The sequence below is a fragment of the Streptomyces sp. NBC_00457 genome, assembly GCF_036014015.1.
Lineage (GTDB): Bacteria > Actinomycetota > Actinomycetes > Streptomycetales > Streptomycetaceae > Streptomyces.
This window is the reverse complement of sequence record NZ_CP107905.1, coordinates 7,465,366-7,479,038: the sequence shown is the minus strand read 5'-3', so window position 1 is coordinate 7,479,038 and position 13,673 is coordinate 7,465,366. Positions and strand designations below refer to the sequence as shown.

Genomic DNA, 13,673 nt, shown 5'->3' with positions numbered 1-13,673 from the left:
GAGCGGGGCCCCTCCATTTGCAGGAGCCGCACATGGACATGAACAGACGAACGGTCATCGCCGGAGCAGCGGCGGCGGGCATAGCCGCCACCACGCTCGGCGGCACCGCGCACGCCACGGGAGGCAAGAAGCCGGTGAAGTCGCTCTTCGGCAAGCTCGCCGACGGCACGAAGGTCCACAGCTGGTCGCTGGAGAACGGGGGGACGCGGCTGAAGGTCCTCTCCTACGGCGGCATCGTCCAGTCCCTGGAGATCCCCGACCGGCGCGGGCGCTACACCAACGTGTCGCTGGGCTTCGACAACATCGAGGACTACGTCGCCAACAGCCCGTACTTCGGCGCGCTGATCGGCCGTTACGGCAACCGCATCGCCATGGGCAAGTTCACCCTGGACGGCAAGAGCTACCAGCTCTCCGTCAACGACGGTGAGAACAGCCTGCACGGCGGGACCAAGGGCTTCGACAAGGTCGTCTGGAACGTCGAGCCGTTCACCAAGGGTTCGGACGTCGGCCTGTACCTGTACTACACGAGCGTCGACGGCGAGATGGGCTACCCCGGAACGCTGAAGACCAAGGTGACGTACACCCTCACCCGGCGCGGCGACTGGCGCATCGACTACGAGGCCACCACCGACAAGGCCACCGTCGTCAACCTCACCAGCCACGTCTACTGGAACCTCGCGGGCGAGAGCAGCGGCACCATCTACGACCACGAACTGTCCATCGCCGCCTCCCGCTACACGCCGGTCGACTCGGGGCTGATCCCCACGGGCGAGCTGGCGAGGGTCGGGGGCACCCCCTTCGACTTCCGCTCCACCAAGACCGTCGGCGAGGACATCCGCGTCGCCCACCAGCAGCTGCTGTACGGCAAGGGCATCGACCACAACTGGGCGCTCGACAAGGGCATCACGGCCAGGCCGCAGCACGTCGCCACCCTCCGCGACCCGTCCTCCGGCCGCACGATGAAGATCGCCACGACCGAGCCCGGCCTGCAGTTCTACTCGGGCAATTTCCTCGACGGCAGCTTCGCCGGCACCGGCGGCAGCATCTACCGGCAGGGCGACGCGCTGTGCCTGGAGACACAGCACTTCCCGGACTCGCCGAACCAGCCGTCGTTCCCGTCGACAACGCTGCGACCTGGGCAGACGTACCGTTCGACCACGGTTCACTCCTTCGGTAAGTGACCCTGCTTCACAGTAGCTTCACAAGTTTCCATCGAATCCACAGCGGTTGAACAGCGCCTCATAGGCATCCGTATCTAAGGGCGGCCCGCGCTCCCCCGCGCGGGCCGCCCAAAGACGACGGACCCGGTCGTCCCCACCGGGTCCGCCCCATACGGAGGTTCCATGGCTGAGAACGTCACCTCGCTGTTCCGCAGCACGGCGGCGCACAGCCCGTCGATGGCGGCGCTGACCCGCGAGGGCGGCGACGGAGCCGGTCCGATCGACTTCTGTATCCCGTGCAACCCGTACTTCCCCACGCCCGCGATGTTCGACGACATGGCGGGCCGGTTGCGCGACATCATCACGTACTACCCCAGCAGCGCCGACACCATCACGGCCGAGCTGTGCAACCTCCTCCAACTCCCGCCGCAGGCCGTCGCGATGGGCAACGGCTCGACCGAGCTGATCACCTGGATCGACCACCTGATGGTGCGTGAGTCCCTCGCCATCCCCGTCCCCACCTTCGGCCGCTGGACCGACCAGCCGATGGAGACCGGCAAGCGGGTCGACATGTTCCCGCTCCAGGAGTCCAGCGGTTTCGCCCTCGACCTCGCGCAGTACGCCGAGTTCATCCGGGCCCGCGGCACCCGCGTCGCCGTCATCTGCAACCCGAACAACCCCGACGGCGGCTATCTGCACAAGCACGCGCTGGTGCAGTTCATGGACGCGATGGCCGACCGGGACCTGATCGTCATCGACGAGTCGTTCCTGGAGTTCGCGGACGCCGAGCAGGAGCCGTCGGTCGTCCAGGAGGCGATGCTCCGCCCGAACGTCATCGTCCTGCGCAGCCTCGGCAAGAACTTCGGCCTGCACGGCATACGCTTCGGCTATCTCGTCGCCAATCCGGCGCTCGCGGGCCGGGTCCGCTCGATGCTGCCGAAGTGGAACCTCAACGCCTTCGCCGAGCACGTGGTGTTCATGCTGAAGAACCACGGCCAGGAGTACGCCCAGAGCCTGCACCAGGTGCGCCGCGACCGCCTGGACATGGCCAGCCAGCTCTCCGCCCTGCCCGGCCTCACGGTCTACCCCTCCCAGGGCAACTTCCTCTTCGTGCGCCTTCCCGTGGGCGCGGAAGGCACCGTGGTCCGGGACCGACTGCTCACCGAGCACCGGATCCTGGTCCGCGAGTGCGGCAACAAGATCGGTTCGTCCAGCCGCTTCCTGCGGCTCGTGGTGCGCCCTCAGGTCGACGTACGTCGCCTGGTGTCCGGCCTGGAACAGGTGCTCTACGGGACCAGGAGGGGAGCCGCCGTGCCCGAGCTGAGTACAGGGACCAACTACAGCTCGGGTACGGCGGCAGTGGACCGGCTGATCGGACAGACCAACGGGGCGGGTGTGCAGGGCCTCGCGGCGCAAGCGATGGCGTCCGGCGGCGGTATGCCGCAGCCTCAGCCGGCTGCCGCGCAGACGTACCCGCAGCCTGCCGCCGCGCAGGCCTACCCGCAGCCTGCCGCCGCGCAGACGTATCCGCAGCCGGTGCCTCCGTCGCCGCCGACGCCGGCGCAGATGCCTCAGCCGATTCCGGCACCACAGCCGATTCCGGCGCCGCAGCCCATCCCTGCGCCCCAGCAGCCCGTCCCCGCCCAGTTCCCGGCGGCTGCGGCGTCTGCGGCCCAGCCGACGGGGCCCACGCCGGTGGGGGTTCCGGCGCGGGGTGGGCTCACCGCCGCGCAGGTGCGGGGGACCAATGGGCTGACTCCGGCGCCGGCCACGGGGTGGCCCAATGCGGGGAGTTGGCCCAGTGCGGCGGGGCAGGCGGGGTAGCGCCTGTTCGCCGTAGGGGTGCGGGGGGTTGGCGACTGACGGTTCGTTGTGGCTTGTCGCGCAGTTCCCCGCGCCCCTGTCGGCGTTGCAGTCAGGGCGAGTTCAGGCTCCACGTCAGTAGGCGACGGGCCATCCGCTGGTCCAGTTCAGTAGGTTGATGCCGAGTTTGGGTGTGCCGTTGTCCTGGGCGTCGTAGTAGTGGTAGACGATCAGGTCTCCGTCGGCGTCGTTCATGATCGACTGTCCGCCGGGGCCGATGTAGCGGCCGTGAGACTCGAGGACGGGTGTCCCGCCGTTGTTCATCATCGCGACGCCGTTCTTGTCGTGGTACGGCCCGGTGACGCTGGTGGCGCGGCCGACCTTGACCTTGTACGTGGAGCTGGTGCCGGCGCAGCAGGTGTCGTACGAGGCGAAGAGGTAGTAGTAGCTGCCGCGCTTGACGATGTAGGGCGCTTCGACGGCCTTGGTGCCGGTCGGGCGGGAGGCGAGCGAGTACCGGGTGGTGTTGCCGGCGAGCTGCTTGCCGGTGGACGGGTTGAGCTGGATCATCTTGATGCCGGTCCACCAACTGCCGAACGACAGCCACCACTTGCCGTCGTCGTTCACAAAGAGGTTCGGGTCGATGGCGTTGTAGTCGGTCGACGAACTCGAGGTGTAGACGATGCCCTGGTCGCTCCAGCTGCCCGGCCGGCCGGTGCTGGAGGTGGCGAGCCCGATGGCCGAGGTGTTCGAGCCGAACTTCGAGACGGAGTAGTACAGCAGGTACTTGCCGCCGTGGTACGAGATGTCCGGCGCCCAGGCCTCCGGCACGGAGGAGTACGTCGACCACCAGCCCGGGCGGGAGGAGAAGGCGTCGGCGCCCGCGTCGAAGGCGATGCGGTTGCCGGACGTCTTGCTGGCGATGCCGCCGCCGGTGGCGTACAGCAGGTACTGGCCGGACGAGGTGCGGATCATCGTCGGGTCGTGGGTGACGAGGGAGCCGGTGACGGTACCGGGGTTGGGGTAGGCCGACGCGCTGGACGGGACGAGGGCCAGCAGGGCGGCGGCGGGGAGGGCGAGAAGAGCGGTTCTGGTGCGGCTCACGTGAACGCTCCTGTTCTGTATTTCGAACAACGATCGTCACTTCGGACGGAACGTAGAATCGAATCACTTGCGCGTCAATGACCCGCGCGGAAGGTCCACCTCCGCGAGGACGGTCTTGCCGGGAGGGTCCCGATCCAGCACCTCCCACCGGTCGGCCAGCGCCTCCACGAGGACGAGTCCACGGCCGTGTTCGTCGAGGAGACCCGGAGGCGGTACGTCGCCCGGCTTCGGGACGCCGGCTTCGGCACGGGTGTCACTGACCTCGACCCGGATGCTCCCCGTCGGCAGCGACAGCCGCAGCTCGAAGTCCCGTCCGGGGACCCGGCCGTGAGTCACGGCATTGGCTGCCAGCTCGGCGACGATCGCAGCGACGGCGTCAGAGACGGCACTGCCGTACGGGATGCCCCATTCGTGGAGCTGGTTCAGGGCGAGATGCCGGGCGAGACGGGCGCCGCGTGGGGTGGCGCTGAGGCGCAGGGTGAACATACGTACGGTAACCGGGGGTTGGGGGGTGAGCGGTGCGTGCATGTGCTCAATCTGGCGGCTTCGGCGGGCAGTTCACCAGGTCGGCGGCGCGTACGGTGCGGGAGCGTACGCGGTTACGGGGTGGACAGTACGCGTGACTGGCCGTGACCATGTGTGCGGGAGGTGACCGACAGTGGTCGATGCGGCGGTGGGTGGCGGTGAGCCGGAGGCGTCCGACAGTCTGCGGACGTTCGGAGCGGTGGTTCAGGCGTTGCGTGAGCACGCGGGGCTGAGCCGGGAGGAGTTCGGGGAGCGGGTGGGGCTGTCCAAACACACCGTGGCTTCGGTGGAGTTGGGGCGGCGGATGCCGGATCCGACGTTCGCGGAACGGTCTGAGGGGGTGCTGGGAAATACGGGGGCCGTGCGGAACGCGGCCAAGCATCTGGCTCGGCAGCCGGGGTTGGCGGCGTGGTTCCGGCGGTGGGCGCAGCTTGAGGCCACGGCGATCACGCTGTACACGTACGAATGCCGGTTGATTCCAGGGCTGTTGCAGACGGAGGCGTATGCGCGGACCCTGTTCACGAACCAGTTGCCTCCGCTCAGCGACGAGCAGATCGAGGCGCAGTGGGTAGCACGGGCGGAACGGCAACGACTGCTGCGGGAGCGGCCGAACACGGCGTTCGCCTTCATCCTGGAGGAGCACCTGTTCCGGCGGCGAACGGGCGGTGCGGAGGTCACGCGGGAGCCGATCGACCACGTGCTGGAGATCTCCGAACTGCGGAACGTGGAGATCCAGATCATGCCGACGGAGCAGGAGACCCACGCGGGACTGGACGGTCCCATGCGACTGCTGGAGACACCGGAGAACAAGTGGTTCGCCTACTGCGAGGGGCAGGAAAGCGGCCAGTTCATCGCCGACCCAAAGGTGGTCAGCATGCTTCAGATGCGGTATGCCAGGATGCGCTCACAGGCTCTCACTCTCAAAGACTCCATGAGCCTGTTGCAGCGGATGCGAGGAGACCAATGAGCACGTCCGACCTGGCCTGGTTCAAGAGCAGTTACAGCGGAGGCTCCGGCGACGACTGCGTCGAGGTCGCCCTCTCCTGGCACAAGTCCAGCTACAGCAGCGGCGGTGACGGGGACTGCGTAGAGGTCGCCCTCACCCCCGCCACCATCCACATCCGCGACTCCAAGGACAAGCAGGGCCCTCAGCTCACCCTCTCCCCCACCGCCTGGGCCGGATTCCTCGCCGGATCAGTCGGGGCTGAGCGCCCCTGACGCCCAGGGTCGGTCGCCGAAGGCCTCCGCTCCGATGATTCGGGCCGGGACGTCGCCCCAGAAGTCCAGATCCAGGTCGGGCTTCTCGCCCAGGTCACGTAGATCGAGCGCCCGGGAGCCGTCGCCCACCAGGCCCGCAGCCAGCTTTCTGAGGCGGGGGAAGGTGCGGCGCAGCAGTCCCATGTGGGTGTAGTCGCGCAGGCCGGTGATCCTGAGGTATTCGATGCGAGGGTTCGGGGTGAGGGCTGCCAGGTCGTCTAGGGAGTCGATGCCCAGGACGAGACCGGTGAGCCGGGGTGCGCGCAGGGCGGCCCGGAGGACTCCCAGCAGGGGGGTGCGGGCGAGGTCGCGCAGCGCGGTGTTCTGTTCCAGCTGCTGCAGCAGGTCCCCTTCCAGGGAGGCGAGGAGCTCCTTCTCCTCACCGCCGCGGCGGGTGTCGTAGAACTGCTCGCATTCGACGCGGGCGGCCTTGTGCCAGGTGCGGACGAAGGCGCGGATGTCCTCGTCGCTCATGGGCAGCAAGGTGAGTTCGACGAAGCGGTCCGTGCGGAGCCAGTCCTTGTCGACCGCGTTGGGGCGGACGGTCGCCAGGCACCGGGTCTGCGGGTAGCGGTCGAGGAGGGTGGAGAGCCAGCGCCGGGCCTCTTCCCGCTCCGCCGCGGGCACTTCGTCGAGTCCGTCCACCAGGAGCAGACCCCGTCCGGTCTCCATGACGCGGCGGCACCGGCCGTCGGGCGGGTCGTCGGTGATGGACCGCCGGCGGAGAACAGCCTCCGCGGCACCGAGCACCGTTACCGGCGGTCCGCTCACCCTTGCCGAACTCTCACGGCGTCCCTGCCGCGCGCTCGACGACGAGGACCTCCGTTCCACCGAGCTGCCCATCTTCACCGACCCGGTCGTGGACCCCCCGGGCCCGGACGGCCCCACGCCGGCCACTGATTTCGCGAAGGCGATCCTGGCGCACCTCCGGTGAGAGCCTCGGGCCAGGTCATGCCTCGCGGGCCTCCCCGGGCGCGAGGTGGCGCCCGAACATGACGAACGCGCCGCCACGGTCGTCGTAGGTGTTGGGCACCACCCGGTGCTCCACGCCGAGCAGATGCCCGAGATCCTGCCCGAACAGGAGCGCTTCGATCAGCCCCCGGTCGCGGGCACTTCCGGTGTCGGCGAACCACAGGCCGACGATCTCGCCGTCGCTCGCGCGCACCTTCGCGTAGTTGCCGTCGTCGCGTCGCGCCGGGGCCGGCCCGGGACGCTGACCGGCGACCAGGTCGTCCTCGTCGAGCGGAGCCGAGATGAGCACGCTGCCGTCGTTGGCGGCGCTGGCCACCCGGGTCGTGCCGTCCGGGCAGGCGATGGCGACGACGTCGTTGATCCTCGCGCTGCCGAAGGAAGGGTCGCCGAATGCCGGGCCGTGTTGGTTGAAGGGCGCGCTGAGGGTGGTCGGGTGCCGCGGGTCCCAGAGTTGGACCCCACACTCGCCGTACTCGCGAAAGGCCCCCGCGATCACCGTCCGCCCGCCCAACGGCACCGGTGCGAGCCGCTCGTAGGGGATGTCCAGGTCGCCCCGCGCGGTGCGCTCGCCGGTCTTCAGGTCCCATACGTCGATGCCGCGGCGGGCCGGGATCGCAAGACGGGTGCCGTACGCCGTGAAGTCGCCGGCGCCAAGCGCCATGAGCGAGAAGGGCCCTTGGTGCCAGCCGCGCCCGCCCGGCGCCCAGACCTCCAGCCCGCCGCCGTACCGGGCCGCGGCGAAGCCCGCCGTGTCGTCGTCCAGGCGGACGCCGACCAGCCGGTGGACCTGATCGCCCACGTGCCCCTTCGGATGCGGCGGCTGACGGAAGTCGAACACCTGCCGCCCGCTCGCCGGGTCCATCACCCTGACCGCCTTGGCGTCGGCGAGCACGATGAGGTGCGGCTCGCCCGGGATGACCGCCAGCGCCGCCGCGCGGGTGTCGAGGAGCCGCCGTGGTTCGTAGTCCGGCCGGCCCATCCGGAGCGGGTCCCACAGCGTGACGCCGTCGGAGCCGGTGCACGCCAGCGCCCAGCCGTCGGCGCCGAGGTCGACCGCGGCGAGGTCCGCCACATGGACGCTGTCGACGGTGACCGGTCCGGCGACGTGCGCACCGGTGCCGGCGTCCCACAGCAGTACGCCGCCCTCGGTGTCGCCGCTGGCCAGCAGCAGGCCGTCGGCGGTCGGCACGGTGGCCAGGCGATACACGATCGAGCTGTGCCCGCGCAGCTCGTGCTCGCCGCCGGGGCGGGTCGTGCTGCTCGGCTCAGGGCGTTGCGGCGGTTGCCGAGCTGCCGTCGAAGGCCTGCGCCGCCGGAACGGGTTGGGTAGCTTCATGCCCGCTTCTTAGCAATGCTTCGACGGGACCGGTCCCGGCGGCCCCGAGGGTCACGTGGGGCCGCCGGCAACCTCACTTACCCGGGCACTCCTTCCAGGCCAAGTGGTAGGTCGTGCTGATGTCGCCGTCGGTCGAGTCCATCGTCATGAAGCTGGAGCTGCCCGGTGTCGACGTGCCCGCGCTCACGCGCAGCTCCGTGTTGATGTTGAAGTTGCGCTCGACCCCGCAGGGCGACCAGACGATCTGGGCGTACTCCGTCTGGTCCGTGGCCTGCCAGTTGTCGTTGTACAGGCCGCTGAAGTTGTGGGTCTTGGACGCCGTGTTCGACGAGCCCTGGAAGTAGTACGAGGCCTTCTGCATGCCGGTCGCGCCGCGCTGGAGCGAGGCGAAGCCCCGGTAGTCCGCGCTGGCGATGCCGTAGGTGAAGCCGCCGGGGACGTGGACGATCAGGTTGAGCTGGCAGTTCTTGCGGAACGCCGTCGGGTCGGCGTTGCCGCCGACCTTGGCGAGGTAGTCGCTGTAGGTGACGGTGAAGGCGGTGTTGTCCGGGGAGACGGCCACGGCAGCCGTGCCCAGCGGGCAGCCCGAGCCGTTCACGGTGGCGATCTTGATGACGACCTTGTCCGCGGGCGGGTCGTCGAACGAGGAGGTCGGGGCGGCGTGCGCGGGGAGCGTGGCCGTGAGGAGAGCGGCCAGCGCGCCGCCGCTCAGCAGGAGTCCACGAGACATGGTCTCTCCAAAGAGTCGGGGGGTGGCTGTGTGCCTCAAGTCTTCGTTGACTTTTGAAGAAACTGTGAGGTTTCTGTGAAGACGAGAGGCGTTCGCATCGTACGAGCCGCGCGCACGGCCGTCATGGGCGAACTCCAGCCATTTACAACCCAGTTGAGCGAGCAACGCAGCCCGTACAGCGAAGTGCTCAGCCCGCACGCAAACGCCCGGCTGGGAAAGCCCCAGCCGGGCGACGGTCCCTGGCCCGGGCCAGGGGCGGGTTCAGCGGGTCGAACGCTGGATCAGTTCGTACTGGGCGGAGGTGGACTCTCCGGTGATGAGTCCGTAATTGCCGACGGACCAGAACTGTCCGGTGCGGCCGGTGGGCGCGAGGGCATCGATGTCGTACGCCTGGGTCTGGCCGCCGGGGACGGCGTCGCCCTCGACGGAGGTCCAGACGCCGCCGCGCAGGCGCCAGTAGAGGGCGGTGCCCTCGTAGCCGTAGCGGTCGCCCGAGACCCAGACGGTGCCCTTGCCGTCGCCGGTGATGGCACTGGCCCACAGCCCGTCGACCGGCCCGGTGACGTCGCGCCAGCTGCGGCCGTCCCAGTGCAGCACCTTGCTCTGCTGCGGTTCGTCCTCGGTGTACGGGCTGAGTGCGGTGACCCAGACGCTGCGGGCGGACTCCTGGTACACGGACGTGACCGTGAGATCGCTGCCGGCCGGCGCGACGTCGGTCCACGAACTGCCGTCCCAGTGCATGAGCACGGACCGCCCCGGCTGGCCGACGTGCGCGAACTGCCCGACCGCCCAGGCGTCGCGGGAGTTCCGCGCCTCGATGGCGTTGATGAAGACGCCGCTCTGGAGGGGTGTGCTCTGCCAGACACCGTTGGCGTAGGAGTTGATTGCGGTGTCGCTCACCAGCCAGACCTTGCCGGGGACGGCGGCGAGCTTCGCGAAGCCGTAGCCCTTCTCCGCGGGCAGCGGCATCTGCGTCCACCGCTTGCCGTCGTAGTGGGCCAGGGTCTCGCCGTCCTGGCCCCAGCCGTACGCCCAGACGTCGTGCGCCGACACCGCGTCCACGGCGTACCACACACCGGTCCCCGGCACACCGGGGGTGGACTGCTGCTGCCAGGTCCTGCCGTTCCAGCGCAGGATGACGCCCTTGCCGATGCCGTCGATGTACTGGTGTCCCACGGCCCAGGCGGCGTTCGGACCGGCCGACGCGATGTCGGACAGCGCGGAGTTGTCCGAGAGCGTCCCCGCCAAGGAGGTGCGCCAGGCCGGAGCCGAGGCCTGGCCCGGGGCCGACGCGGCGGGAGCCGCACGGTCCGCCGCCGATACCGCGGCCGGGGCGACGGCCACGGTGGCCGCCGTTAACGCCGTGACGATCGCGATCTTGAGATACGTGCCTGTCTTCATGACTGCTCCCCGTTGTCTGCCGGCTACGGGGGTGCCCCGTGGATCCTGCGACTTCGCCCCCCGTGGTCAGTTGCTCACTCATGAGACCGCTCGCCCGGCCGGACGGTTGTGCCCATCACGGGTCAGGCCGGCTCAATCAGTTGTGGGCCGGCCGAGGAGGCTTGTACCGCACCAGTTCTGCTGGTGGAGATGGTCGAGCATGGCCGTTTCCGCCGAACCCGGATTGCGCCGGACGCCGACGAGGACGGGCTCGGTCAGGGAGGGCAGTAGTGGGCAGGCCAGTTCTTCGAAGCCTTCGGGGATGGCCGAGGCCGGGACCACGGTGACGCCCAAGCCCTGCGCCACGAGCCGCACCGCGGTGGAGATCTGTGACGCTCGGGCCACCGTGTGTGGGCTGAGGCCCGCGTCGGCGAGCAGGCGGGCGAGGTAGTCGTCGAGCAGGCTGGCGCGCCGGAACCGGATCCACCCCTCTGAAGCCAGGTCTTCCAGGCTCAGGGCCGCGCCGTCCGAGAGAAGCGGGTGCCCCTTCGGCAGGACGGCGACGTAGGCTTCCTCGCCCAGCGGGTGAGTGTCGAAGGTGCACCCGGCGGGGATGCGGTGCACGAGGAGCATGTCGAGGGTTCCCTGGCGGACCAGTCGTTCCAGGTCCGCGGGATCGGGTTCCTCGTGGAGAGTCACCTGCAGCTTCGGGTGGCGATTGCGCAGCTGCCCCAATACCTGGGGCAACTGGCGTGATCCCAGGCCCATGTGGACAGCCATGATGAGTTCGCCTGCCAGTTCCCCGTCGGCGGCGCGGGCGGCCGTGATGGCACGCCGGGACGCGGTCGTCGCGATCTCCGCCTCCGCGAGGAAGGCCCGCCCTGCCACCGTCACCGTCACCCCGCTCGGGGTGCGGGTGAACAGCTGCACCCCGAGGTGCTTCTCCAAGGCGCCGATCTGCTGCGACAGAGAGGGCTGAGTGACCCCGAGACGTTCTGCTGCCGCTGTCATGGAGCCCTCCTCGGCGACGGCCAGGGCGTATTCGTATTGGCGCAGGTTCATTCGAAATCCAACCCTCGACATGACATAGGCGATGTCAATGCAGGATATACGTTGCCACTATTTGCCTCTATGTCAGGCCGGTCCTACCGTGGTGCGCACCCGGCGCGCTGCCAGGCATCTTTTCTTTTCGAGGAGCACACCATGGATTTCGCGGGCAAGAGCGTTCTGATCACGGGTGCGGGGTCGCGAGGAGGTATCGGCGCCGCGACGGCGCACGCGTTCGCACGCGACGGAGCGTCGGTGGTGATCACCGGCCGCGACGCCGAGCGCGGGGCCGAGGTGGTGGACGACATCACCGCCGACGGAGGAAAGGCCCGGTTCATCCTCGCCGATCTGAGTGATCTCGCCGACGTCGAGCGGCTGGCCGAGGAGGCGGGTGAGGTCGACGTGCTGGTCAACAACGCGGCAAGCTACAGGGCCAGCATCAAGCCGACCCTCGACCAGGACATCGAAGCGAACGCGGAGTCGTGGGACACCAACGTGCGCGCCACCTTCGTCCTCAGCACACGACTCGTCCGGGGGATGATCGAGCGGGGCCGCGGCACCATCGTCAACATCAGCAGTATCGCCGCCGCGATCGCCATGCCGCACATGGCGACGTATGGAGCGCAGAAGGCGGCCGTCGAATCCTTCACCCGCAATTGGGCCGCGGAGTGGGGCCGTTACGGCATACGCGTCAACGCGGTGGCTCCTGGGAACGTGAACAGCGACAACGTGGTGGACTTCATCGGCGCCGACCAGTTCACGGCGTGGTCCGAGGTCAACCCGCTCAAGCGCAACGCCACGCCCGAGGAACTCGCCGAGGTCATCGCGTTCGTCGCGAGCGAGCGCGCGAGCTTCGTCACCGGCCAGGTGATCGTGGCCGACGGTGGTCGCCTCGCCGTCTGAACGACGCGGCGACCACCGCCACCGCGAAGATCTCCGGCCGCCCGTCCGTGTGCGGCCGGAGACCGAGCCGGGTCACGACGCCGACCACCAGCCGGGCCGACGACGCATCCGCCGCAGTGCCTGAGGTTTTCGAGAACTCAGCCACCCCTGCGCCCGGCCCGACACCCACCTGACCCGCACCGGATTGTGCGAGAGGAGGGACAGAAATGACCGAACTCACCCTTGAAGAGGCGGAAGCGTATGTGCTCGGCGAGTGTTTCAAGACGGGCCCCCCTGAGCGGATCGGTGTGGAGACGGAGTGGCTGGTCCAGGACCGCCACAACCCTCTGCTACCGATATCCGTCGACCGGCTGAACGCCGCCCTCGCGCCGATCGAGGTGACCGGCGCCCTGCCCGGGGGCAGCAGGCTCACCCGTGAACCGGGCGGCCAGCTGGAGCTGAGTTCCCCGCCGGCCCTCTCGCTCGGCGCGTGCGTCGAGATGATGGCCGCGGATCTCGCCGTACTGCGCACGGCAGTCGAGCAGGCCGATCTGGCACTCGTCGGCCGGGGCCTCGACCCCTATCGTGAACCGCCTCGCGTGCTCGACCACCCCCGCTACCGGGCCATGGAGAGCTTCTTCGACCGCGAGGGCCCCTGGGGTCGCGACATGATGCGCCGCACCGCATCCGTACAGATCAACCTGGACTCCGGCGAGGACTCCCGCGGCGTGGGCGGCTACCGCTCCCGCTGGGAACTCGCCCACCGTATCGGTCCCGTGCTCGTCGCCGCCTTCGCCAACTCCCCGATCCAGGACGGGTGGCCCACCGGGTGGCTGTCCAGCCGGCAGGACGTCTGGTCCCGGATGGATCCCGGTCGTACCCGCCCGCCCCGCCACCACTGCGATCCACGTGTGGCCTGGACCCGCTATGCGCTCGACGCGCAGGTGATGTGCATACCGGGCGACCTCGACGGGGACTGGTCCGCGCCCTCCGGCTTGACCTTCCGCGCCTGGCTGCGAGGCGTACCCGAACTGCGGCCGCCGACCCTGGCCGACCTGGACTACCACCTCAGCACTCTGTTCCCGCCGGTCAGACCGCGCGGCTGGCTGGAGTTGCGGATGACCGACGCTCAGGACGGCGACGACTGGGTCGTGCCGACTGTGCTGGCCGCGACGCTCCTGAACGACGCGGTGGCGGCCGATGCCGCCTACGCGGCAACCGAGCCACTCTGCCCAAACTCGCAGCACCCCGTCCCCACCCACGACGTCTGGCTGCGGGCGGCCCGCAGCGGCCTCGACGACCAGGACCTCGCCAAGGCCGCCCGCGTCTGCTTTGCCGCGGCAGACAGCGCCCTCGCCGTTCCCGGCACCCCGGCGGTCCTGCGGCATGTCCTGACCAATTTCGCCGAGCGCTACACAGAGCGCGGCCGTTCCCCGGCCCATGACCATCTGGACGCGCTCCGCCGCACCTGACCCCC

13 protein-coding genes are annotated in these 13,673 nt (G+C 69.3%); 6 read left to right on the top strand and 7 right to left on the bottom strand.

Translation table 11 applies throughout. The annotated features are described in order from the left end of the window. Positions 1 to 32: 32 nt before the first annotated feature. Together OG828_RS34085 and OG828_RS34080 are read left to right on the top strand one after the other, a co-directional pair. On the top strand, positions 33 to 1,181 hold the full coding sequence (locus OG828_RS34085) for an aldose epimerase family protein (protein WP_328503328.1): 1,149 nt from the start codon (positions 33 to 35) through the stop codon (positions 1,179 to 1,181). A gap of 162 nt (positions 1,182 to 1,343) precedes the next feature. Further along, a complete protein-coding gene (locus OG828_RS34080; protein WP_328365228.1) occupies positions 1,344 to 2,984 on the top strand; it encodes a pyridoxal phosphate-dependent aminotransferase in 1,641 nt (546 codons plus the stop codon). A 114-nt stretch (positions 2,985 to 3,098) separates the two neighbouring features. Here the strand turns inward: OG828_RS34080 and OG828_RS34075 are convergent, their stop codons facing one another. Next, positions 3,099 to 4,067, bottom strand: coding sequence for an arabinan endo-1,5-alpha-L-arabinosidase (locus OG828_RS34075; RefSeq protein ID WP_328503327.1), 969 nt, complete (start codon positions 4,065 to 4,067; stop codon positions 3,099 to 3,101). A 63-nt stretch (positions 4,068 to 4,130) separates the two neighbouring features. Further along, a complete protein-coding gene (locus OG828_RS34070) occupies positions 4,131 to 4,595 on the bottom strand; it encodes an ATP-binding protein (protein ID WP_328503326.1) in 465 nt (154 codons plus the stop codon). Between the two features lie 130 nt (positions 4,596 to 4,725). Between OG828_RS34070 and OG828_RS34065 the strand changes: the two genes are divergently transcribed. Both OG828_RS34065 and OG828_RS34060 read left to right on the top strand, forming a co-directional pair. Continuing rightward, a complete protein-coding gene (locus tag OG828_RS34065) occupies positions 4,726 to 5,559 on the top strand; it encodes a helix-turn-helix domain-containing protein (RefSeq protein WP_328503325.1) in 834 nt (277 codons plus the stop codon). Next, a complete protein-coding gene (locus OG828_RS34060; protein ID WP_328503324.1) occupies positions 5,556 to 5,810 on the top strand; it encodes a DUF397 domain-containing protein in 255 nt (84 codons plus the stop codon). The genes OG828_RS34065 and OG828_RS34060 overlap by 4 nt, the downstream gene beginning before the upstream one ends. Here OG828_RS34060 and OG828_RS34055 read toward each other — a convergent pair. From OG828_RS34055 to OG828_RS34035, 5 genes are all read right to left on the bottom strand, one after another. Next, complete coding sequence (locus OG828_RS34055) at positions 5,787 to 6,620, bottom strand: NACHT domain-containing protein (protein WP_328503323.1); 834 nt, start codon at positions 6,618 to 6,620, stop codon at positions 5,787 to 5,789. The genes OG828_RS34060 and OG828_RS34055 overlap by 24 nt on opposite strands. A 178-nt stretch (positions 6,621 to 6,798) precedes the next feature. Further along, positions 6,799 to 8,157, bottom strand: coding sequence for a WD40 repeat domain-containing protein (locus tag OG828_RS34050; RefSeq protein ID WP_328503322.1), 1,359 nt, complete (start codon positions 8,155 to 8,157; stop codon positions 6,799 to 6,801). 73 nt (positions 8,158 to 8,230) lie between these two features. Next, on the bottom strand, positions 8,231 to 8,887 hold the full coding sequence (locus tag OG828_RS34045; RefSeq protein ID WP_328365210.1) for a DUF4360 domain-containing protein: 657 nt from the start codon (positions 8,885 to 8,887) through the stop codon (positions 8,231 to 8,233). A gap of 261 nt (positions 8,888 to 9,148) precedes the next feature. Further along, positions 9,149 to 10,288 carry a hypothetical protein gene (locus OG828_RS34040; RefSeq protein ID WP_328503321.1) on the bottom strand — a complete coding sequence of 380 codons (1,140 nt, stop codon included), beginning with the start codon at positions 10,286 to 10,288 and terminating at the stop codon, positions 9,149 to 9,151. A gap of 132 nt (positions 10,289 to 10,420) precedes the next feature. Next, positions 10,421 to 11,329 carry a LysR family transcriptional regulator gene (locus tag OG828_RS34035; protein ID WP_328503320.1) on the bottom strand — a complete coding sequence of 303 codons (909 nt, stop codon included), beginning with the start codon at positions 11,327 to 11,329 and terminating at the stop codon, positions 10,421 to 10,423. A gap of 141 nt (positions 11,330 to 11,470) precedes the next feature. On the opposite strand from OG828_RS34035, the gene OG828_RS34030 reads away from it, so the two are divergent. Together OG828_RS34030 and egtA are read left to right on the top strand one after the other, a co-directional pair. Next, positions 11,471 to 12,217, top strand: a complete 747-nt coding sequence (locus OG828_RS34030) for an SDR family NAD(P)-dependent oxidoreductase (RefSeq protein ID WP_328503319.1) — start codon at positions 11,471 to 11,473, stop codon at positions 12,215 to 12,217. Positions 12,218 to 12,423: 206 nt separating this feature from the next. Beyond that, positions 12,424 to 13,668: an ergothioneine biosynthesis glutamate--cysteine ligase EgtA gene (egtA, locus tag OG828_RS34025; protein WP_328503318.1), complete on the top strand. Its 1,245-nt coding sequence runs from the start codon at positions 12,424 to 12,426 to the stop codon at positions 13,666 to 13,668. Positions 13,669 to 13,673: the final 5 nt, after the last annotated feature.